Raw genomic sequence first — 22,040 nt, 5'->3', positions numbered from 1 at the left:
TAATTTTTCTACTGTGGCTAATGTAGGTATTCTCCATTTTTTTTTGAAACCTAACCAACAGGAGTTATTCATTTTTATTCACAATTTCTCTAAAGGAGAGGGCGGTATTAAGCTAAGAACAATCATCAAGTAACATATCACCCCAGCGTAGACTGGGATCCATTATATTAATCAAGCGATTTCTATATTTTGGATTCTGACCTTCGTTAGAATAACAATAAATAATACTTTTGCTGTAATGAAAGAAAATAGAAAACTAAAAAACAGCGAACTTGATCGTAAAACGGTTGCTGAATTCAAAGAAGCTAAAAAAACTCCTTTGATAATCATTCTAGATAATATTAGAAGTCTCAATAATATTGGATCTGTCTTTAGAACTGCAGATGCTTTTTTAATCAAAAAAATATATTTATGCGGTATTACTGCTACTCCACCACATAAAGACATTCAGAAAACTGCATTAGGAGCTACAGAAACTGTAGATTGGGAACATGTAAAAGAGACTATAGATCTGGTTGCAAAATTACAATCAGAAAACATAAAAATTCTATCCATTGAACAAGCAGAAAATGCTACTATGTTACATGATTTTAATCCTGAATCTAATCAAACCTACGCGGTGATTTTTGGAAATGAAGTAAAAGGTGTTCAACAAGATGTAGTTTCTGCAAGTGATAGTGTTATAGAAATCCCTCAGTATGGTAGTAAACACTCTCTAAACATTTCGGTTAGTACTGGAGTAGTAGTTTGGGATTTGTTTTGTAAGTTTAAGGCTCACTAACTCAATTATTATTTCATAATGAAACACATCTCTATACTATTGGTCATCTGTTTAACTTTAATTGGTTGCAACCAAAAAAAAGAAGAACCTAAAAAAGAAGAATCTATGACAGAGGCTCAACTAATCTCCAAGGCAAAAGAAATACATAAGAATGTTATTACATTAGACACTCACTGTGATATTAACATAAAAAACTTTACCGACTCTATTAATTACACGCAAGATTTAAACTCTCAGATTACATTACCAAAAATGAAAAAAGGTGGTTTAGATGTAGCTTGGTTTATTGTATACACAGGTCAGGATTCATTAAATGCAGAAGGTTTTAAAAAGGCTCATAAAATTGCTATGTCAAAATTTGATGCCATCCATCGATTAGTTGACACTCTAGCTCCTGATCAAATAGCATTAGCAAGGAATTCTGATGATGTACGCAGCATTCATAAATCAGGTAAAAAAGTGGCTATGATAGGTATTGAAAACGGATATCCTGTCGGAACCGATATCAGCAATGTAAAAAAGTTTTATGACCTTGGTGCCAGATATATGTCATTATCCCATAATGGTCATAGTCAACTGTGTGATTCTAATACTGGAGAAGCAGACGACGTTTGGCTACATAACGGACTAAGTGATCTTGGAAAAGAAGTTGTTGCAGAAATGAATAAATGGGGTATTATGATTGATGTGTCTCATCCATCAAAAGAATCTATGCGCCAGATGATCGAGCTTTCTAAAGCTCCCATTATAGCTTCTCACTCATCAGCTAGAGCTTTATGTGATCACAGTAGAAATCTAGATGATGAACAACTACAATGGTTAAAAGAAAATGGCGGTGTTGTTCAGACAGTAGCTTTTACCTCATATCTTAATACAGAAAAGTTTGAAAAGAGAGTCGTTAAAGAAGTAGAAATCGGTAAACAGATAGCCGATTCTATGGGAGTAACTTGGCTAGAACGAGAAGAAGTAATGAATCTTAGTTCTGAAGAAAAAGAGACTTATTACGACTTTTTAGGAAAAATGGCAGCGATACGAAGAGCTAAAGTTAAAACAATGAATGATCTTCCTCCCGCTGTTGATGTTGTAGATTTTGTAAATCACATAGATTATATGGTTGATAAAATTGGTATAGAACACGTAGGTATTAGCTCTGATTTTGATGGTGGTGGTGGAATTGAAGGCTGGAGTGATGCTTCAGAAACTTTTAATGTAACCCTAGAACTAGTAAAACGTGGATATACTGAAGCGCAAATAGAAAAACTTTGGAGTGGTAACTTACTTCGCGTTTTAGACGAAGTTCAAAAAATTGCTAGTGACCTTCAAAAAGGATAATTTAATCTTTTAATTGATCTAAAATCCAGATATAATCTAATCTGTTTGAAATAAAATCCCTTTCGGATATATCTATAATCTTAACATTAAGGTGTGACTGTGCTTTTATAAATCGCAAATACCCTTTATTGATTTTATCCAGATATTCGGCAGGGATTTTCTGCTCATAATCACGTCCTCTTTTTTTAATGTTTTCAAGCAAACGCTCTGTATTTTGATACAAGTATACATAGAGACCTGGCTTAGGTAAATCTCTGTACATTATATCAAAAACCTTTTTGTACAATTTATATTCATCTTCCTGAAGCGTTACTTGGGCAAAAATCAGTGATTTAAAAACATCATAATCACTTACCACAAAATCTTTAAAAAGATCAAACTGACCAATATCATCCTGCAATCGCTGATATCGATCGGCTAGAAAGGACATTTCTAAAGGAAAAGCGTATCGCTCCATATCCTCATAAAACTTTGGTAAAAAAGGGTTATCCGCAAAACGCTCTAACACCAATTTTGCATTAAACTCTTCTGAAATCAAATGAGCTAAACTTGTTTTACCCGCACCAATATTACCTTCTATGGTTAAATATTGAACTGCAAATAATGAGTATTCATCTTTTGGATTTAGTATAGCCTCCTTTATCCTTGTTACCTCGGATGCGTCCTGAGTACTCTCTAACAATTGACTCACTGTTTGTTCTAAAATCGGATGTTTATATCCTCCTGATATTTCTTCCAGAGGTTTAAGCACAAATACTCGATCTTGCATTGATGGATGTGGAACCACGAGCTTTTGAGTTTGTATAATTCCTTCAGAGGAAAAAACAACGTCTAAGTCTATTGTTCTAGCTTCATAACCTTGTTTATCTGTTCTGTTTCTTCCTAAAAAGTTCTCAATCTCCAATAATTTATCCAAAACTTCTTCAGTTGTATAAAAAGTATTTATTAAGACACAAGCATTATAAAAATCATCACTACTAAAACCCCAGGCTGGAGTTTGATAAACCCCAGAAATTTTCACAACATCACCTATAGTATGATAAACAGCTTTTATGGCTTTTTGAAGATAATCTAACCGGTTTCCGATATTACTACCTAATGAAATATGTATATGATTGGGTGTTTTCAATTTCGGGTTTTTTATATTCTGATAATAACTCCGTATTTTTAAGAGCAAATTAAGGAAAACAAAACCACTTCACCTTATTTTTGCGCGAAGTATTATGAACTAATTGTATTTTGAATAACACTCCTCTGAATCTAAAAGACAAAATCGTAGCATACAGAATTTACTTAATTCTTGGAGCTTTATTTATTTCCTCATTAGTAGCCTCAAACCTTATATTTCAGAAGTTTTTTTATTGGGATTTTTTCGGTGTGTATACTTTCGAGATTTCTGTTGGAATATTACCGTATCCTATTACTTTTTTAATAACAGATATTATTAGTGAAGTATATGGAAAAAGAAAAGCTAACCAAATAGTTACCGCAGGTATTTTTGCTTCTTTCTTTTCGCTACTAATTATCTATGCTTCTAAAGAAGTTCCTGCAACCAGTTGGTCACCGATCAATGATGAAACATTTACAGAGGTTTTTGGTGCAACCGCAATAGCTGTTTTTGCATCGATGATGGCATATCTTTTTGCTCAATATATAGACATTCAGGTTTTTCACTTTTGGAAAAAAGTTACGAAAGGAAAACATCTTTGGATCAGAAATAACTTCTCTACATTTTCTTCGCAATTTATAGACACACTTACCGTCCTGGTATTATTATGCTCTACAGGAATCATCGATTGGGATCGTTTTGGAATACTTTTACTTAATGGTTTTTTATTTAAAATATTAGTAGCCGCATTAGACACTCCTATTCTTTACCTAAGTGTTTTTATACTAAGAAAAAGGTTCAAATTAAAACAAGGAGGAGAATTAGCATTAGAAATTTAAAAAATCTAACAAATAGTTAACTCAAATACCGCAACATTGTACCTTTGTAAATCGTTACTTTACACAAAAAGCAATCATAATGGTTAAAAAAGTCCTCAAAATCTTCGGTATTCTTATAGTTATTCTTGTAATAGCAGTTATTTCTATTCCTTTACTTTTTGGAGGAACCATTAAAGATAAAATACGATACTTAGCAAACGAACACGTAAATGCAAAAGTCGATTTTGCAGATGTAGACATTAGTTTACTCAGAAGTTTTCCGAAAGCATCTGTAATCATTGATGAGCTTTCTATTATTAATTTTGCCCCTTTTGAAGGAGATACGCTAGCGTATGCTAAAAAGATATCTCTGGACATGTCCATAAATGAACTTTTTAAAGGCGCAGAAGAAGCTATTAGTGTTCAAAAATTCATAATCGACGAAGCCAATATTGCTATAAAAACAGACTCTTTAGGAAATTCCAATTTTGATATAGCAAAAGAATCAGGAGAAACAAAAACTACCGATAACGAACAAGGAGGTTCTTTTACTTTCGAATTAGATCATTACGAAATAAATAACAGTAAGCTATTGTACAAAGATGATGTAGGAAAGATTGCTTTACTTATGACTAATGTAAATCACAGTGGTGACGGATCTCTATCTGGAGAAAATATTATATTAGACACTGAATCTAGTTCTGAAGTCTCTTTTAGCTTAGATGACACCCAATACCTGAATAAAAATGCACTAAAACTTGATGCAGAATTAGAACTAGATCTAGAAAATCAACGATACGCTTTTAAAGAAAATAAAGCACTGGTAAATCAATTGCCATTAGAATTCGAAGGATTCGTGCAATTATTTGAGAAGTATACCGATGTTGATCTTAGTTTTAAAACACCAACTTCAGATTTTAAAAACTTTCTAGCGGTTATACCAGAAGTCTATGCTAAAAACCTAGATGGCGTACAAACCACAGGAGATTTTTCGGTTAATGGTGTTATTAAAGGAAAAGCTGATGATGTATATATCCCAAAAATGGATATCCAAATTGCCTCTCACAATGCTTCTTTTAAGTATCCAGATCTTCCAAAGAGTGTTCAAAACATTAATATCGATACTCAAATAAAAAATGATACTGGTTTAGCAGATGACATCTATGTTAACATCGGAAATCTTACTTTTAAAATTGACCAAGATACTTTTGCTGCCAAAGGAAGCCTAAGAAATGTTACTACAAATATGATTGTGGATATGGCAGTAAACGGGACTTTAAATCTTGCTAATTTGGATAAAGCATACCCTTTAGAACTAGAACAACAACTTAATGGAATACTTAAGGCAAATGTAAATACGAAATTTGATATGCTATCTTTAGAAAAAGAACAATATCAAAACGTAAAAAGCGCTGGAACCATTAGTTTGGATAAGTTCACGTATGCATCACCAGAATTACCGAGTGAGATAAACATAGAAAAAGCAAATGTAAATTTTAAACCAGAGACCATTACACTGGATAAAATGCAAGTGACTACAGGAAAATCGGATCTTGCTGCTCAGGGAACTATAAACAACTTAATGGGGTTTCTATTTTCAAAACAAGATCTTAAAGGAACCTTTGATGTTACTTCCGAAGTTTTTGCGGTAAATGATTTTATGGTCGCTGGAAATGAAACAGCTGAAGAACAGACTGAAGAAGAAACATCAAGTGACCCTCTTAAAATCCCATCTTTTATTGATGCTACGTTGAATTTTGATGCAAAAAAAGTAATTTACGATAATCTAGAATTACGAAATACCAAAGGGAGTGTAAAAATAAATGACGAAACAGCATATTTACAGAACGTAACATCTAACCTTTTTGATGGTGGATTAGCGTTTAATGGGAAAGTATCTACTAAATCCGAAACTCCAAATTTTGGGATGAATCTAGATCTAAGTAAAATAAATATTGCCAAATCATTTTCAAGCCTAGAGCTATTGCAAGGTCTAGCACCGATCGCAAAAGCACTAACAGGAGCATTAACAACACAAATCAATATAAATGGTAACCTAAACAATGATCTTACTCCAGTTCTTAATTCTGTAAAAGGAAATGCACTAGCAGAAATATTAAATGCTAAAGTAAACACTGCGCAAACACCACTACTATCTAACTTAGATAGTCAGTTAAATTTTTTAGACCTGGACAAGCTAGACTTAAAAGACATTAAGACATCTCTTAGTTTCGATGATGGAAACATCAATGTAAAGCCATTCGATTTTGATATAGAAGGTATTAAAATAACTGCAGGAGGAAGTCACAGTTTTGATATGAACATGGATTATAACGTATCATTGGATGTCCCTGCAAAATATTTAGGTAACCAAGTTGGTGGATTACTCTCTAAACTTAGCGATCAAGAATCTAAAGACATGACAGTAGCACTTCCGATTGGAATATCAGGAAATTTTTCGAACCCGAAAATCAATCTTAATACTGGTACAGCAGTTAAGCAACTTACACAACAAATTATAGACAAACAGAAGGAAAAAGCAACCGGCAAAATCGTTAACGAAGGAACTAAGGTACTTACAGATTTATTAGGTGGTTCTAAAAAAGATAAAGACTCAACAAAAACGACTACGGACAAACCAGAAGATAAATTAAAAGATGCAGCCAAAGATATTTTAGGAGGTTTTCTGGGCAAGAAAAAGAAAAAAGACACAACAGGAACTAAGAATTAAACTTGTTTTTATCTATCCTATATAGAAGATTCTTATCATTTTTTTAATTATAATGTGCTAATACTCCATTTTGCATAAAAATTACTATTGGAATTAACCATCATTAGTAATAAATTTTTTTTATGTTTATTTCTTAGTACATTAGTACTGGGAAAACTACAAAAAAGCATGGGATTTTAATTGGATATAGCAATATTTATAAACCTTTTAAAATCAAAATATTAAAACTTCGCAAACGATATCTCGTATATTAAAAAGTTATTTCATTAAAGAAATAATGGTTGTCGCACAATAAATTTGTTAAAATTGGATTAACTATTTAGTAAAGTTAGATCCAATACCTCTAATTCTTATAATTATAATTTTACCCGAAAAATAAACCCCGCAAAAAGTTATGAAACCAGCTATTTTCCCCCTTGCATTTCTTATATTTTTCCCTTTGTTTTTATCATCTCAAAACGCAATGAATGATAATCCTATGAAATGGACAAAAGGATGGACCAACTTTGACCCTAATCACGAAGCATATCCAGAACCTGATAGCGACATTCCCAATATCATTGACAGAGACACTTATTTATCAAATGATTCAGTATACCTATTGTCTGGTAATACTTATGTAACCAACGGAGCTACGCTAACTATTCAAGAAGGCACAATTATTAGATGTGATAATGAAACCTCTACAAGCTTAGTAATTACTAAAGGATCGCAACTAATAGCAAGCGGACTTAAGGGGCAACCTATAGTTTTTACATCTAGCAAATCTCCTAAAGCGAGAAAAAGCGGAGATTGGGGAGGAATAGTAATTGCGGGATCTGGGATTATAAACTCTCCATCAGAAGCAGGAATTATTGAAGGAGATTTTCTTCCTCATTATTCATTATATGGAGGAAACGATGATCAAGAAATGACTGCAATTATGACTTATGTGAGAATTGAGTATGCAGGAAAAAAAATCAATCAATCAAAAGAGTTAAATGGATTATCTCTGTATGCTTTAGGAAAGAAATCTATTCTAAACAACATTATGATTAGCCATTCTGCCGATGATTCTTTTGAATTTTTCGGAGGTACATTTAATATAAATAATCTAATTTCTTATAAAGCCAAGGATGACGATTATGATTTTACCTTAGGATATAGAGGAGAATTATATAATATTGTAGCCGTTAGACACCCTTATATATCAGATGTTAGTGGATCTTATGCAATTGAGATAGATGGATATGATAAAAAATTAGGGTTGACCTCTAAAAAACTCTCTTATGTAAAAATTTCGCAGGCTACTTTAATTAATCTCTCTGACAACAGCAATTACCAACATACTACTGCTGCGATTTCTTCAAAAAATTTAGCAAAACTAAATTTTCTAGATTCAAAAATATCGGGATTTGCTAATGTGGTAAAATTTGACAATTCTTATAGATCTTTTACTGAGTTAGCTAATTCATTTTCTTTAGAAAATAGTATCTTTAACGTACACGATGCAAATGTTTTAACCAATTTAGAACCAAAATCAGAAGCGCAGAAATTATTAAAATATAATATGTTTACAACACAGTTTAGAAATGTTTCTGATCTATTTGAGAAACCTCTAGACAATAAAAACCCAGAATTTACATTAAAACAAGCACGTGATAGTTACACAGTAATGCAGTAAAATAAAATTTACGCTATAATTATTTAACAACCTAATGATGAAATCGATTACTAAAATATTTTTTTTCCTTTTTATAGTTACTACCAGTTTTGCTCAAACTAAAAACAATATTCTTTTTGACCAGAGCACAATGATTAACAAGTTTCACACTATTGATGAATTAGAAAATCTAAAAAAGGGACAACTTGTTAAATTATATATAGAGAGAGCAAATGAAATCATTACCGTACTTCCATATATAGCATTAACTAATGAAGCTAATGTTAGTCTTTCAGATATTGGAATAAAAGAAAACTCGGACAATCAAAAACTTCTAAAAAAACATCACGAGACAACTACGGATGCCTTTGGAAGAACTAGTAATTTAATAACAGAGTTCGTGCCTTATGCTGATACTGAAAAAATAATATGGTCCATTTTATATTATGAAGAAATGATCAAAAAAATTCGGATCGGAGTCAACGGAAATTTTTAGAACAATATTAAAAACAGCCTGATGGCTGTTTTTTTTATCCCAAAACCCCCTATCCTATCTCAACTAATCTCAATTAAAAAATCTTGTACTATAACTTAGAAACAGTGTAGTCAAGAATCCTTTCTACTTGCTAATTCTTACAAAAAAATGTTAATAAATCATTTTTTCTGTAATCTTTATTACGTCTTATCGAACTAAATGGTGTTACTAGTTAACAAACCTTGATAGAAAAACTGATCAACTACAAAAGATCTAGTGAAGGTATAACTTAAAAAAAGAAGTTATGAAGACAAGAGCAATATTAAGTTTATTTTTAATTATTACAATATCAGTTTCGAGCTTATCTCAAAATGATTTCAACCCAAATACCATGAAATGGATGAAAGATTGGACCAATTTTTCACCAAATAACACCAATTACCCAGATTACGAAGAGCAATTACCAAACATTATCAACGAAGACACCTTTTTGAGTAGTGATATTGTCTACTTTATTTCTGGTGATGTATATGTTGTAAACAATGCCACTTTAACTATAGAAGAAGGAACACTAATAAAAGCAGACACTGAAAAACCAACAAACCTCATCGTATCTAGAGGAGCTAAACTTATCGCCAATGGAACTAAGGCATCACCCATCGTATTTACCTCTAACAAATCCAGAAACTCAAGAAAAAGTGGAGATTGGGGTGGAATAACTATTATTGGATCCGGTAAAGCCAATACTGTAGAAGGAGAAGGAAGTATCAAGGGTAAATTTAATCCTCTATACACCATATTTGGAGGAAACAAAATGGAAGAAGAAACTACAATATTAAAGTTTGTAAGAATCGAATATGCAGGTAAATCTACAAATGGATTATCCTTATATGCACTGGGAAGCAAGTCTGTGGTAGAAAATGTAATGATAAGTTATTCTGCAGATGATTCTTTCGAATGGCACGGAGGAGCCTCTACCTCTAGAAATCTAATCTCATATAAATCAAATGATGATGATTTTGATTTTACGCAAGGATACCGAGGAGAGCTTATCAATATTTTAGCAGTTAAACACCCATATATCACAAGTAATAATGGATCATATGCAATTGAAGTAGATGGTTATAATAAAAACCTAGGTTTTGACAATTCCAAAATATTATCCAGTATTGATATCACCGGAGCCACATTAATTAGTTTAGCAGATGAAAGCAATTACAACCACACTAGAGCTGCAATTTCAATAAACAACTTAGGTGAGCTTTATCTTAATAACTCCAATATATCTGGATTTTCTGATGTAGTAAAACTAGATAAAACATTTTCTACCCTTAGAATGATAGAAACGGCTTTTAAACTAGACAATAGCTTTTTTAATGTACACAAGGAAGGTGTAGTTACCCATAACAATATCAAAGATGACACATTTAACCTTTTGAAATACAATCGATTTACTAAAACATTTCAGCAACCAGAAGAAATATTTAGTGATCCATTAGATAAATCAAACCCAGATTTTTCATTAAAAAACTCACTAAATAATTACATGGTAATCCAGTAAGTAATCCAACCACAAACAAAAAAAAGAACCATGAAAAAAACATCTATACTATTACTATTAGTGCTTACAATAGGTACTTTAAGTGCACAAACTAAAAAGAAGGGAGTCCTCTATAATGATGATAAACTAATTAATAGATTTCATACTATAGATGAACTACAAGATCTTAATAAAGGAGCCTTAATTGAATTATACTTGGAACGAACAAGAGAGATTTTTATAGTACTACCATACTTATCGTTATCGAATCAACCGGGAACTAGTCTAAGTGATATTGGTATTAAAGAAGACTCTGATAATATTAAAGTTGTAGAAAAAAATAATGAAATAGCGGATAGAGCTTTCGTTTATACTACAAACACTGTAAAAGAATTAGTCCCCTACTCAGATACGGATAACATTATATGGGCAATCTTATATTTTGAAGAAATGATTAAAAAGATGAGATTAGGCAAGGATGGAAATATATAAATTATTGCTCAGCCAAAAAGGGAATTAATCATCGACAAAAGGTGCAAAAATCACGTTTATAATTCACTGAATTAAACGTGATTTTACTTTTTTAATAATGAAACATTTACATAAAAGAGAAAAATTAATCAAATTTCAAAAAAACGTAAAAAACATAAATACCTAAAAATCAATATTTTAAATAAAAAAAGATTTTGAAAATAAACTAAAAAACTCTTTAAGATCATTATTGTTTATCTTTTTCATTAAATACTTAAACAATACATAAAATACTGAAAATCAACATCGTAAAATCTTATTAAGTAGGAATAATACTCTTAAAATTTTCATAATTACATGTAAAATGACGACGAACGTACATATTTTACGGTAAAAACGTAACCAACTATCAGAAAAGTATATTAACTTAGTGACCCTAAAGTAGAAGAGAGAATTTTCTTCTAAATTTTAACCCCAAAATTAAACTTTTATGAAACTAAGATGCGCCTTAATTACGTCTATTCTTTTATGCATTACTATTTTAAACTCTAACGCACAAGATTTCAATACTAATGACAGCAAATGGACTAAAGGTTGGACCAATTTCACTCCAAACAGCACAAACTATCCTGAAGCAGAAGAAAAACTTCCAAACATTATAGCAGAAGACACTTATCTAAGTAATGATACAGTGTATCTATTATCTGGTAATGTATATGTAATAGGAAATGCAATATTAACCATACAAGAAGGAACCGTAATAAGAGGAGATCATGAAAATCCTGCGAATCTAATTATTAGTAAAGGTTCTAAACTTATTGCGGTTGGTACAGAAGCCTACCCAATTGTTTTTACCTCTAACAAAGCTCCTAAATCAAGAGCGAGTGGAGATTGGGGTGGTATCATAATAGCTGGCTCTGGAAACGTAAATTCAGTTTCTGGAAATGGTATTATAAAAGGAGACTTTAACCCTCAATATGCCGTATATGGAGGAAATAATCCAGATGAACAAACTACAGTACTAAGATATGTTAGAATAGAATTCCCAGGTAGCAAATCAAAGGGAACTGATCAATTAAACGGTTTATCGTTATTCGGAATTGGTGCCGCTTCTATTGTAGATCATATAATGGTTAGCTATTCAGGTCAAGATTCATTTAATTGGACTGGAGGTAATAACAACATAAGAAACATGATTTCTTATAAAGCAGAAGACGATGATTATCAGATTTCTGAAGGTTTTAAAGGAGATCTTGATCAACTTATGGCAGTTCGTCATCCATACATCAACAGCCCAAAGGGATCTTTTGCTATAGAGATTGACGGATATGATAAAAATCAAGGATTCTTAAAGCCAAATGCAATTACTGATGTAACTATTACTAATTCGACTTTTGTTAATTTATCTGATAACTCGAATTATATGCATACGGCGTCTGCCATTTCTGCAACAAATTCTGCTTTGGTGTATTTACACAATTCTAAAATTTCAGGATTTTCTAATGTTGTAAAATTCGATGAATCATATACTTCTCTAGCTGTACTAGAAAGAGCTTTCAAAATGGACAACAGCTTTTTCAATATTCATGGAGAAGGTGTAGAAGTAAGCTACAAACCAAATGCTGGAGTTTTAAATATTTTGAAATACAATCGATTTACTAAAGACTTTGTTAGTGTTGATAAATTGTTTGAAGACCCTACAAGTAAATCAGCACCAAAGTTTCATCTTAAAAAGGCAATGAATAATTATATGGTAATGCAATAGATGCTGACCATACCTATTAAAAATAACATTTTTTTGTCCCAGGTTCCCCAAATCCTGTAAACGAATTTAATCCGGCAATACAAATTATGCTTAAATCAAAACTATTAGTAGGTTTCATCTTTTTCTTGTCCATCCATTATATCAATGGCCAGCAAAAAGATGAAGCCGTTTTTTTCAATCAAAGAGACCAAATAACTAAATTTCATACTATACGTGATTTAGAAGATCTAAAAAAAGGACAACTCATTCAACTTTATCAAGATCGTATAAAGGAAATCATTACTGTTCTTCCGTTTCTATCTCTTACTAATGAGCCTGGAGTTAGATTAAGCGACCTAGGAATTAAAGAAGATTCGGGACACATAAAATCTCTTAAAAAAAGTGTAGAAACTAACAAAGAAGCAATCAACGTAACTCAGAATTCTATAGAAGAACTGGTCCCCTACGCGGATACAGAAAAAATCATACTAACAATTTTATATTTCGAAGAAATCATAAAGAAAATGAGAATCGGAGTTACTAAAAACTTTTAACTTGAGGTTTAAATAAAAAATTAAGAAAAAGACAGTATTTATACTGTCTTTTTCTTTTGCAATAGATAAAATATCGTATATTATTGTAAGGGTATTTTAGAATTCACTACTAAGAAAACATGATTACATTTTATCTGTTTTTGGGAATATTAACTTCGATCGCTGGCGCGCTTCCACTTGGAGCTGTAAATATTGCTGTAATCAATACTACTATTAAAGAAGACACAAAAAAAGCTTTCCGAATAGCTTTAGCTGCTGGTGTTGGCGAAGTACTATTAGCTCTTTTCGCATTACATTGTAGTATGGAATTGACAGATTTTTTTGAAAACAATCGATGGATTCAGATAGTAATTATTTCTATATTCTTAATTATCGGAGTTTATTTTTTAGCAAGAACTAACAAAACAGAAACTGTCAAAGAAATTAAAAAAAATAAGTTTGGAAAGTCTAAATTCTTAACCGGTTTTTCCCTTGCCTTTCTAAACCCACCTGTTATCATATATTGGATAGTAGCAATATCATTAACCAATAAACATCTATTTGAGCTTACGCTATACACACCACTAATTGCCTTATTTCTTTTCTTTTCTGGTATATACTTAGGTAAAATTGGAACGCTTTATTTATACAGTAAATGGGGTAATAAAATGGCAAGTAAATCTAACAACTCTAAGACTAAATTATTTAAAATTATTGGAATTGCTTTAATAGTAATTTCAGTTGTTCAGGGATTAAAATTCTTCATAGTCTAAAGGCACAATTAACATATACTTTTTTAAAACTGTTTTATACCTATTTTAATATTCAAAAACAGTCTACATTTGCATACGATTTTGATAAAAAGATGCAATGAAGGAAAACCACCTAAATCCAGAATTAATATTGTCCAAGGATGATATGACACAATATGGATATACAATAATAGATCATATAGTAGAACATTTTGACAATCAAGACTCTAAAAAACCAGTAGCAATAGCAACTCGCGAAGAAATGGATAATCTACTAACTGAAGATATTCCAACCAATCCTACCGATGCCAATAAAGTTCTTGATTTTGTCATGAAGGAGATTATACCACAAAGTACGATTGTATCCCATCCAAAATCATTTTCTTTCGTTCCGGGACCAAGCAATTACATAAGCGCAATGGCAGACACGATAGCCACGGGTTTCAATATCTTTTCAGGTGGTTGGGCGGCTTCTCCGGCAGCAGCAGAATTAGAAATTCTTACCATGAATTGGTTATTAGAAATTTTTGGGTTTGGTACTAAACAAGGAGGTGGTATTTTTACTAGTGGTGGATCTATGGCTAATCTAACTGCTCTAGTAACCGCAAGAAGAATTAAATGCGGAGATGACTTTTCTAAATCAGTAATCTATTTATCGGATCAGGCACACTCTTCGAATATTAAAGCGATCAAAGTAATTGGCTTCAAAAAAAGTCAAATAAGGATTATACCGACAGATCTCGAGTTTAAAATGTCTTTAAACAAATTAAAAAATGCGATTGCCAAAGATCGTCTACAAGGGTTAGAACCTTTTTGTATGATAGCTTCTGCAGGAACCACTAATACAGGAACCGTAGACCCATTAGACGAAATTGCAAAAATCTGTACCAATGAAAAGCTATGGTTTCATATAGATGGAGCCTACGGAGGAGCTGCAATATTAGCTGATAATGGGAAAGAATTACTAAAAGGTATTGAAAAAGCAGATTCGTTAACAGTAGATCCTCATAAATGGTTTTTTCAACCATATGAAATGGGATGCTTACTTGTAAAAGACCACAATTGGCTAAGTGGAACATTTAGCGAAAAACCTGAATACTTGCGAGATGTCGAGGGAAATGAATCAGAAATCAATTTTTATGATCACGGGATTCAATTAACTCGCCGTTTTCGTGCTCTAAAATTCTACATGTCATTAAAAACTTTTGGTTTAAATTCTTTCAAAAAAGCGATACAATACAATATAGAATTAGCAGAACAAACTGAAAATATTCTCAGAAAAAGCTCTAAATGGGAAGTAATTTCTCCAGCTACGTTAGCCGTTATTAATTTCAGGTATCATCCAATTGACAAAAATTTATCTGAAAAAGAAATTGATATTATCAATCAGAAAATCTCTGAAAAAATAATGAACTCCAGAGAAGCATTATTAGTTACAACAGTGCTTTTAGGGCAAGTAGTATTAAGAATGTGTTTAATAAATCCTAGAACTACAATTACTCACATAACTGAAACCATTGAACAATGCGAATTATATGGAGATGCTTTACTTTCCTTAGAGGAAGTCAATTAAAGCATGGTTAACTGTACCACATACCCTTCATTATTTCTAACATTAAAAACGGTATCATCTTCAAAAATTAGATATTGACCTTTGACACCTTTCAGAATTCCTGAGTATTCGGGTGTTTTCTCTAAATTTAAACTTTTTAATTTATTAGGGTAGTCCAATACAGGAAAATCAAGTTCTGTTTCTTTATTATTATCTATAAAATATTCCTTAGCCTCTTCGGGTATGAATTCTTTTAGCTTATCACGGTATTCTTTTAAATCCTTATCTTCAATCTCATTCTTAAGCATTTTACGCCAATTCGTTTTATCAGCTACATGATCCTTAAGAGCAACTTCGGTAATTCCGGCTAAATATCTATTGGGAACCTCAACAATCTCTATTGCCTCGTGCGCTCCTTGATCAATCCATCTCGTTGGCACTTGAGATTTTCTTGTAACTCCCACTTTTATATTACTCGAATTAGCTAAATACACAATATGAGGTTGAAGTTGAGCTTTTTTCTCAAAATCCAAATCTCTATCTTCTATCCCTAAATGTGCCTTACTTAATTCTGGACGCATCACCCAATCTCCAACCTGAGGTTGATTATAAAAATCATCATAACAATATCCTTGTCGATAAATTTTTTTGTTTTTGCCGCAAGCCAAACATTTATACCCAATAAATTTTATGCTTAAGGATTTATTCAATAACTGATTTACATGGATAAAGTCCGAATCAAACACTAAATAATACTGAATTGGACTCCCTATCTCTGTCTGCATTTTAGTAAGTACTCCCTGATATTGCATAAAAAGTTTAGTTATAAGTTAAATCTTATAAAAAGAATGTTATTATTTTTATTATTTTAGTTTCCGATGAAAGTCAATCACACAATCATATTAATGCTAATTTCAGCTCAAAGATACATCAAAAAATGCCAATCCCTTTAGTCAATTCTATAGCTAGCTGGTTCTTAAAAAAGCGTTTTCACCAGATGGAGCTCTTCCTTAAGTACCCCAATGAAGTACAGCTAGAATTATTACATGTTCTACTGGAAACAGCCAGAAATACTGAGTTTGGCAAAACCTATGACTTTTCTTCTATCCATAATTACGAAACCTTTAAAGAACGAGTTCCTATTAGATCTTATGAAGATTATGAAGAAATGATCGAACGGAGTAGATTGGGAGAACACAATATATATTGGCCTACCCCAATTAAATGGTTTGCCAAATCTAGTGGAACTACAAATGCAAAAAGCAAATTTATTCCTGTTAGCCAAGAATCTCTAGAAGATTGTCATTATGCCGCAGGGAAAGATCTATTATGCATGTATCTTAATAACAACGAAAATTCTAAGCTATTTACAGGAAAAAGTCTTCGGTTAGGCGGAAGCAAAGAATTATATAAAGAAAACGGCACCTCTTTTGGTGATCTGTCAGCTATAATCATTGATAATATGCCCTTTTGGGCAGAATATAGCTCAACTCCAAGCAATGAAGTTTCTTTAATGAGTGATTGGGAAACGAAGATGACGGCGATCGTTAATGAGACTATTCAAGAAAATGTTACAAGTCTAGCTGGAGTTCCATCTTGGATGCTAGTTTTATTAAATCAAGCACTAGAGACCACCGGACAAGAGCATTTATTCGAAATATGGAATAACATAGAAGTATACTTCCATGGAGGAGTTAGTTTTGAACCATATATTGATCAATACAAAAAAATATTGCCAGGAGATTCCTTTAAGTATTATGAAATCTACAACGCATCAGAAGGTTTTTTTGCAATTCAAGATCAAAACGAATCTTCCGAGCTTTTATTAATGCTCGATTATGGAATCTTTTATGAATTTATACCTATGAATACCTATGGCACAAATAATGAAAAAGTAATTTCTTTAAGTGACGTAGAAATTGGCATCAATTATGCCGTTATAATTACCACTAATGCAGGTCTATGGAGATACAAAATTGGAGATACCGTACGTTTTACTTCTATAAATCCTTATAGAATTAAGGTCTCCGGAAGAACTAAACACCATATTAATGTGTTTGGAGAAGAATTGATTATAGAAAACGCAGAAGAAGCTTTAAGAAAGACTACAAAAGATACTGATTGTGAAATTGTGGATTATACAGTAGCTCCTATTTTTATGGAAGGTAAAGAAAAAGGAGCTCATGAATGGATGATTGAATTTAAAAAACAGCCTAAAGATCTTACGCTGTTTACCAAAATCTTAGATCAAAACCTTCAGAATATCAATAGTGATTATGAAGCTAAAAGATATAACAACACTACTTTAAATATATTAAAGGTTAACAAAGCAAGACCTCAATTATTTTATGATTGGCTTAAGAAAAATAACAAATTAGGAGGTCAGCATAAAATCCCAAGGCTTTCTAATTCTAGAAAATATCTTGATGAGTTATTACAATTAAACAAGGTAAATTCTTATTCGATTTAAGGATGTTATAAATTGTAATTTAGCGAAGTAAATTTCCCAGAACCTATTTTTTAAAATACGGTTTTACCACAAAAACAATACGTAATAAATTCTGTTTTTTGTTAAAAAACAAGTATTTCATCGGCAAAAAAAAACGATTTGTCTAAAAAATAAAAAATATCTTTCGTACCCTTTATTTTCATATTAAATTTGTTTTCAGTTAGTTACAAAACAAACGTCCCAAATATGAAAAAGTTTTTACTCAGTATTGTTTTTATTTCGTTCTCTATCGCTGCAAGTGCACAGGAAATCAACACAGAAAAAAACATTGAAGAGAATACCACTTCTAAAGAGTTACCTTTGATAAGTAATCATATATCTTTATCGACAATCAATACTACAGCAAAAACTACAAAACTAGATAATGTATGTTACGGAGAGACTTCTAAAGTTGCATTTTATGAAGTTTTAATATCTAAAAATGGTTTTGATATAAACCTTAAAGATAGCACTGATCTTGTTATAAAAAACACTGAGGAAATTATTTCAAAAAAAATAGAAGAGACTTTATATTCTGAAGAAGAAGAATAGTAACCAACCATATATTGTAAAGCACAATAAAAAACTCCTTAGATGTTAAATCTAAGGAGTTTTTTATTTCTATTAGGTAAAGAACTTACTCTATGAAACTGCTTTAAGTTTATTGATAGTAGATTTATTTAGTTTTTTCTCTGCATAATCTTTAGTTACCCTTAATTCAGTTTCTTCACTTTCTGGTAACTCATACATTGCATCTGTAAGAATCGCTTCGCACAATGAACGTAATCCTCTAGCTCCTAACTTATACTCTACAGCTCTTTCTACAATATAATCTAAAGCTCCAGGTGTAATCGTAAATTCGATATTATCCATTTCGAACAGCTTTTTATACTGCTTTATGATAGCATTCTTAGGCTCTGTTAAAATTGCTCTTAATGTATGATTATCCAATGGATTCATATGAGATAATACTGGAAGACGCCCTATAATCTCGGGAATCAACCCAAAATCTTTTAAATCCTTAGGGATTATATATTGTAATAGATTATCCTTCTCTATAGTATCCTCTGACTTAGATGCGCTAAAGCCCATGGCCTGCATATTCAATCGCTTCTGTATAGCATTTTCGATACCATCAAAAGCCCCTCCTGCAATAAAAAGGATATTCTCTGTATTTACCTCAATAAACTTTTGATCTGGATGCTTTCGTCCTCCTTTTGGCGGAACATTAACTACAGTTCCTTCTAACAGCTTCAATAAAGCCTGCTGCACTCCTTCTCCAGAAACATCTCTTGTTATACTAGGATTATCACTCTTCCGTGCAATTTTATCAATCTCGTCAATAAAAACTATACCACGCTGTGCTTTTTCTAAATTATAATCGGCAGCCTGCAATAAACGCGTAAGAATACTTTCTACATCTTCACCAACATATCCTGCCTCAGTAAGAACAGTAGCGTCAACTATTGCTAATGGTACGTTTAGCATTTTAGCGATAGTTTTAGCTATCAAAGTTTTACCAGTACCTGTTTGCCCTACCATAATGATATTACTTTTCTGTATTTCAATATCATCATCAGTACTTGGCTGTAATAAACGTTTATAATGATTATATACGGCAACAGACATCACTTTCTTAGTGAATTCTTGACCAATTACATATTCATCCAAAAACTTTTTAATAGCCATAGGCTTACGAAGCATTAATTCAGAGCTCAGTTCTCCTGTCTCTTCATCTCTAGCCTCTTCAACAACAATTCCGTGAGCTTGAACAATACAACGATCACATATGTGAGCGTCCAAACCTGCAATCAATAAATTGGTCTCTGGCTTTTTTCTTCCACAAAACGAGCATTCTAAATCTTCTTTCGGCATAATTATCTATTTCAAAAACTTGTTTGCTATTCAAAATTATAACAAACATTACTAGGGGCGCAAAATATAAACTTTGCTTTTATTTTAATTATATATTATTCTCTTGTAAGTATTTCATCAATCATACCATACTCAAGAGCTTTATCAGCTTTCATCCAATAGTCTCTATCACTATCTTCATAAACTTTATCATATGTCTGACCTGAATGTTTTGCTATAATTTGATATAGTTCTTCTTTTAATGTCAATATCTCTCTAGCAGTTATTTCGATATCACTTGCCTGACCTTGGGCTCCTCCAAGAGGCTGATGAATCATTACTCTACTATGAGGTAATCCAGAACGCTTTCCTTTTTCTCCAGCACATAATAATACAGCCCCCATAGATGCTGCCATTCCTGTACAAATAGTAGCCACATCTGGTTTAATAAACTGCATTGTATCGTAAATCCCTAAACCTGCATAGACACTTCCACCAGGAGAATTTATATATATCTGTATATCTTTAGAAGAATCAACACTTTCTAAAAACAAAAGCTGCGCTTGTATAATATTCGCTACCTGATCGTTAATACCAGTACCCAAAAAGATAATACGATCCATCATTAATCGAGAGAATACATCAAAAATGGCCACATTCATTTGACGTTCTTCTATAATATTAGGAGTCATACCTACTGGATACATACTACTTATAATTTGATCATAGTAATTACTATTGATACCGTGATGTTTCGTAGCGTATTTTTCGAATTCTTTTCCGTAATTCATATGTTCTTTTTCTGAAATTTTGTTTTTATAAAAAAGGCGTTAACCAAAACTTGGTTTAACGCCCTAAATATAAGTATAAATTCCTTATTAGTATGTGTTGATTATTTGTAAACTTCTTTTACAAAATCATCAAAACTTACTTCTTTTTCTTTCAATTTAACATTCTCTTTATAGTATCCAAGTAATTTCTGGCTCATAAGTTGCTCAGAAATCCTTTTTACCTCATCCTGATTAGATAAAATTCTTGCTGCTATATCTTCTAACTCTTTATCTTCTGGAGACATTTGACCAAACTGAGCCATTTGTCCTTTTATCAGGTTTTTAGCGAATTCTTTTAACTCTTCAAAAGTAACCTGAAGGTTATTATCATTGATTAGTTTTCCTTCGATTAACTGAAAACGTAATCCTTTCTCGCTTTTCTCATACTCATCTTTCGCCTCATCCTCTGTCAAAGGTTGCTCTCCAGTAGCTTGAATCCACTTTTGTAAGAACTCAGCAGGTAAATCAAATTTAGTGTTTTCAAGTACACTTTCTGTCACATCATTTAGTAACTGCTGATCCGACTGCTGAACAAACTGGCGATCTGCATCTTCTTTGATCTTTTCCTTAAGTTCAGTAACAGTTTTTACTGTATCCTTACCGTAAATTTTATCAAATAAATCTTGATCTAATTCAGCTAACTCTTGATTATTAATTTCAGAAATAGTAAAAGTTACTTCAACTTCTAACCCATTAGCATCCTCTTGACTCAATTTTAACGCATTTGCCAAATCTTGATCATCAGAAAACAGACCTTTTGTTTTCAAAGTAAGTACATCACCAACTTTAGAACCAATAAACTTATCTAAGTTTCTTTTTCCTTTGATCTTATCTAAAGAAATAGTAGTTTGATTGTTAATTTCTTTTTCTTCGTTAACAAAAGCACCAGCAATTAAATCATCCTTCTCTGCAGCATCCTTTGGCACTAATTTACCATATTGCTTTTGGATTGTTTTGATTTGATTATCGATCATTTCGTCACTAGCTACAATCTTGTAATGTGTTATAGCTTTCTTACCATTAAGTTTTACCTCAAATTTTGGCGCCAAACCTAATTCAAATTCAAAAGAATAATCATCAGAATCCCAGTCAAAGTTTTCTTGCTCTTTCGGTAATGGATTTCCTAAAACATCTAATTTCTCCTCTGTTAGATACTTATTTAGAGCATCTTGCAACAATTTATTTACCTCATCTACTAAAACTGCTCTCCCATATTGCTTTTTTACCAATCCCATAGGAACATGGCCTTTTCTAAAACCAGGAATATTGGCATTTTTGCGATAATCTTTAAGAATGTTATCTACCTTATCGCTATAATCTGCTTTTGCAATATCTACTGTCACTACAGCATTTAAATCGTCTAATTGCTCTTTTGAAATATTCATTATC

The 22,040-nt window shown here is 31.9% G+C and carries 19 protein-coding genes; 14 read left to right on the top strand and 5 right to left on the bottom strand.

Annotation, left to right across the window (positions count from 1 at the left end):
* Positions 1-238: 238 nt before the first annotated feature.
* Both H526_RS0113560 and H526_RS0113555 read left to right on the top strand, forming a co-directional pair.
* Positions 239-781, top strand: coding sequence for an RNA methyltransferase (locus H526_RS0113560; RefSeq protein WP_027393505.1), 543 nt, complete (start codon positions 239-241; stop codon positions 779-781).
* An 18-nt stretch (positions 782-799) separates the two neighbouring features.
* Positions 800-2,113, top strand: a complete 1,314-nt coding sequence (locus H526_RS0113555) for a dipeptidase (protein ID WP_027393504.1) — start codon at positions 800-802, stop codon at positions 2,111-2,113.
* A 1-nt stretch (position 2,114) separates the two neighbouring features.
* Here the strand turns inward: H526_RS0113555 and folK are convergent, their stop codons facing one another.
* On the bottom strand, positions 2,115-3,242 hold the full coding sequence (gene folK, locus H526_RS0113550; protein WP_027393503.1) for a 2-amino-4-hydroxy-6-hydroxymethyldihydropteridine diphosphokinase: 1,128 nt from the start codon (positions 3,240-3,242) through the stop codon (positions 2,115-2,117).
* Between the two features lie 110 nt (positions 3,243-3,352).
* Here folK and H526_RS0113545 point away from each other — a divergent pair, with 110 nt between their 5' ends.
* The 10 genes from H526_RS0113545 to H526_RS0113500 all read left to right on the top strand — a co-directional run bounded on the left by H526_RS0113545 (position 3,353) and on the right by H526_RS0113500 (position 15,500).
* Positions 3,353-4,060, top strand: coding sequence for a queuosine precursor transporter (locus tag H526_RS0113545; RefSeq protein WP_425387478.1), 708 nt, complete (start codon positions 3,353-3,355; stop codon positions 4,058-4,060).
* Positions 4,061-4,139: 79 nt separating this feature from the next.
* Positions 4,140-6,770, top strand: a complete 2,631-nt coding sequence (locus H526_RS0113540; protein WP_035085561.1) for an AsmA family protein — start codon at positions 4,140-4,142, stop codon at positions 6,768-6,770.
* A gap of 394 nt (positions 6,771-7,164) precedes the next feature.
* Positions 7,165-8,433 carry a hypothetical protein gene (locus tag H526_RS29155; protein WP_051336153.1) on the top strand — a complete coding sequence of 423 codons (1,269 nt, stop codon included), beginning with the start codon at positions 7,165-7,167 and terminating at the stop codon, positions 8,431-8,433.
* A 130-nt stretch (positions 8,434-8,563) separates the two neighbouring features.
* Positions 8,564-8,908 carry a hypothetical protein gene (locus H526_RS29150; RefSeq protein WP_155839693.1) on the top strand — a complete coding sequence of 115 codons (345 nt, stop codon included), beginning with the start codon at positions 8,564-8,566 and terminating at the stop codon, positions 8,906-8,908.
* Between the two features lie 283 nt (positions 8,909-9,191).
* The gene (locus tag H526_RS0113525) at positions 9,192-10,448 is read left to right on the top strand and encodes a hypothetical protein (RefSeq protein ID WP_027393500.1); all 1,257 of its coding nucleotides are present in this window, start codon (positions 9,192-9,194) and stop codon (positions 10,446-10,448) included.
* A gap of 30 nt (positions 10,449-10,478) precedes the next feature.
* A complete protein-coding gene (locus H526_RS0113520) occupies positions 10,479-10,919 on the top strand; it encodes a hypothetical protein (protein ID WP_027393499.1) in 441 nt (146 codons plus the stop codon).
* Positions 10,920-11,388: 469 nt separating this feature from the next.
* Positions 11,389-12,663, top strand: coding sequence for a hypothetical protein (locus tag H526_RS29145; protein WP_051336151.1), 1,275 nt, complete (start codon positions 11,389-11,391; stop codon positions 12,661-12,663).
* An 86-nt stretch (positions 12,664-12,749) separates the two neighbouring features.
* Positions 12,750-13,196: a hypothetical protein gene (locus tag H526_RS0113510; protein WP_027393498.1), complete on the top strand. Its 447-nt coding sequence runs from the start codon at positions 12,750-12,752 to the stop codon at positions 13,194-13,196.
* A gap of 119 nt (positions 13,197-13,315) precedes the next feature.
* A complete protein-coding gene (locus H526_RS0113505) occupies positions 13,316-13,948 on the top strand; it encodes a LysE family transporter (protein WP_027393497.1) in 633 nt (210 codons plus the stop codon).
* Between the two features lie 97 nt (positions 13,949-14,045).
* The gene (locus H526_RS0113500; protein ID WP_027393496.1) at positions 14,046-15,500 is read left to right on the top strand and encodes a pyridoxal phosphate-dependent decarboxylase family protein; all 1,455 of its coding nucleotides are present in this window, start codon (positions 14,046-14,048) and stop codon (positions 15,498-15,500) included.
* Here the strand turns inward: H526_RS0113500 and H526_RS0113495 are convergent.
* Positions 15,497-16,291, bottom strand: a complete 795-nt coding sequence (locus H526_RS0113495; RefSeq protein ID WP_027393495.1) for a DUF2797 domain-containing protein — start codon at positions 16,289-16,291, stop codon at positions 15,497-15,499. The genes H526_RS0113500 and H526_RS0113495 overlap by 4 nt on opposite strands.
* A 125-nt stretch (positions 16,292-16,416) precedes the next feature.
* Here H526_RS0113495 and H526_RS0113490 point away from each other — a divergent pair, with 125 nt between their 5' ends.
* The gene (locus H526_RS0113490; RefSeq protein WP_035085559.1) at positions 16,417-17,949 is read left to right on the top strand and encodes a GH3 auxin-responsive promoter family protein; all 1,533 of its coding nucleotides are present in this window, start codon (positions 16,417-16,419) and stop codon (positions 17,947-17,949) included.
* A gap of 225 nt (positions 17,950-18,174) precedes the next feature.
* Entirely contained in the window at positions 18,175-18,519 is a 345-nt protein-coding gene (locus H526_RS0113485; protein ID WP_027393493.1) for a hypothetical protein, read from the top strand.
* 90 nt (positions 18,520-18,609) lie between these two features.
* Here H526_RS0113485 and clpX read toward each other — a convergent pair whose 3' ends face one another.
* From clpX to tig, 3 genes are all read right to left on the bottom strand, one after another.
* On the bottom strand, positions 18,610-19,842 hold the full coding sequence (gene clpX, locus H526_RS0113480) for an ATP-dependent Clp protease ATP-binding subunit ClpX (RefSeq protein ID WP_027393492.1): 1,233 nt from the start codon (positions 19,840-19,842) through the stop codon (positions 18,610-18,612).
* 95 nt (positions 19,843-19,937) lie between these two features.
* The gene (gene clpP, locus H526_RS0113475; RefSeq protein WP_027393491.1) at positions 19,938-20,612 is read right to left on the bottom strand and encodes an ATP-dependent Clp endopeptidase proteolytic subunit ClpP; all 675 of its coding nucleotides are present in this window, start codon (positions 20,610-20,612) and stop codon (positions 19,938-19,940) included.
* Positions 20,613-20,713: 101 nt separating this feature from the next.
* The gene (tig, locus tag H526_RS0113470) at positions 20,714-22,036 is read right to left on the bottom strand and encodes a trigger factor (RefSeq protein ID WP_027393490.1); all 1,323 of its coding nucleotides are present in this window, start codon (positions 22,034-22,036) and stop codon (positions 20,714-20,716) included.
* Between the last annotated feature and the right edge of the window lie 4 nt (positions 22,037-22,040).

The sequence above is a fragment of the Aquimarina latercula DSM 2041 genome (assembly GCF_000430645.1).
Lineage (GTDB): Bacteria > Bacteroidota > Bacteroidia > Flavobacteriales > Flavobacteriaceae > Aquimarina > Aquimarina latercula.
Note: the sequence above shows the minus strand (reverse complement) of the source record. Positions and strands in the feature narration are given on the sequence as shown.

What these genes read in the sequence shown, in the direction of transcription:
- H526_RS0113560 (WP_027393505.1), top strand. Translation starts at nt 239, where the DNA reads ATGAAAGAAAATAGAAAACTAAAAAACAGCGAACTTGATCGTAAAACG.
- H526_RS0113555 (WP_027393504.1), top strand. Translation starts at nt 800, where the DNA reads ATGAAACACATCTCTATACTATTGGTCATCTGTTTAACTTTAATTGGT.
- H526_RS0113540 (WP_035085561.1), top strand. Translation starts at nt 4,140, where the DNA reads ATGGTTAAAAAAGTCCTCAAAATCTTCGGTATTCTTATAGTTATTCTT.
- H526_RS29155 (WP_051336153.1), top strand. Translation starts at nt 7,165, where the DNA reads ATGAAACCAGCTATTTTCCCCCTTGCATTTCTTATATTTTTCCCTTTG.
- H526_RS29150 (WP_155839693.1), top strand. Translation starts at nt 8,564, where the DNA reads ATGATTAACAAGTTTCACACTATTGATGAATTAGAAAATCTAAAAAAG.
- H526_RS0113525 (WP_027393500.1), top strand. Translation starts at nt 9,192, where the DNA reads ATGAAGACAAGAGCAATATTAAGTTTATTTTTAATTATTACAATATCA.
- H526_RS0113520 (WP_027393499.1), top strand. Translation starts at nt 10,479, where the DNA reads ATGAAAAAAACATCTATACTATTACTATTAGTGCTTACAATAGGTACT.
- H526_RS29145 (WP_051336151.1), top strand. Translation starts at nt 11,389, where the DNA reads ATGAAACTAAGATGCGCCTTAATTACGTCTATTCTTTTATGCATTACT.
- H526_RS0113510 (WP_027393498.1), top strand. Translation starts at nt 12,750, where the DNA reads ATGCTTAAATCAAAACTATTAGTAGGTTTCATCTTTTTCTTGTCCATC.
- H526_RS0113505 (WP_027393497.1), top strand. Translation starts at nt 13,316, where the DNA reads ATGATTACATTTTATCTGTTTTTGGGAATATTAACTTCGATCGCTGGC.
- H526_RS0113500 (WP_027393496.1), top strand. Translation starts at nt 14,046, where the DNA reads ATGAAGGAAAACCACCTAAATCCAGAATTAATATTGTCCAAGGATGAT.
- H526_RS0113495 (WP_027393495.1), bottom strand. Translation starts at nt 16,291, where the DNA reads ATGCAATATCAGGGAGTACTTACTAAAATGCAGACAGAGATAGGGAGT.
- H526_RS0113490 (WP_035085559.1), top strand. Translation starts at nt 16,417, where the DNA reads ATGCCAATCCCTTTAGTCAATTCTATAGCTAGCTGGTTCTTAAAAAAG.
- H526_RS0113485 (WP_027393493.1), top strand. Translation starts at nt 18,175, where the DNA reads ATGAAAAAGTTTTTACTCAGTATTGTTTTTATTTCGTTCTCTATCGCT.
- clpX (WP_027393492.1), bottom strand. Translation starts at nt 19,842, where the DNA reads ATGCCGAAAGAAGATTTAGAATGCTCGTTTTGTGGAAGAAAAAAGCCA.
- clpP (WP_027393491.1), bottom strand. Translation starts at nt 20,612, where the DNA reads ATGAATTACGGAAAAGAATTCGAAAAATACGCTACGAAACATCACGGT.
- tig (WP_027393490.1), bottom strand. Translation starts at nt 22,036, where the DNA reads ATGAATATTTCAAAAGAGCAATTAGACGATTTAAATGCTGTAGTGACA.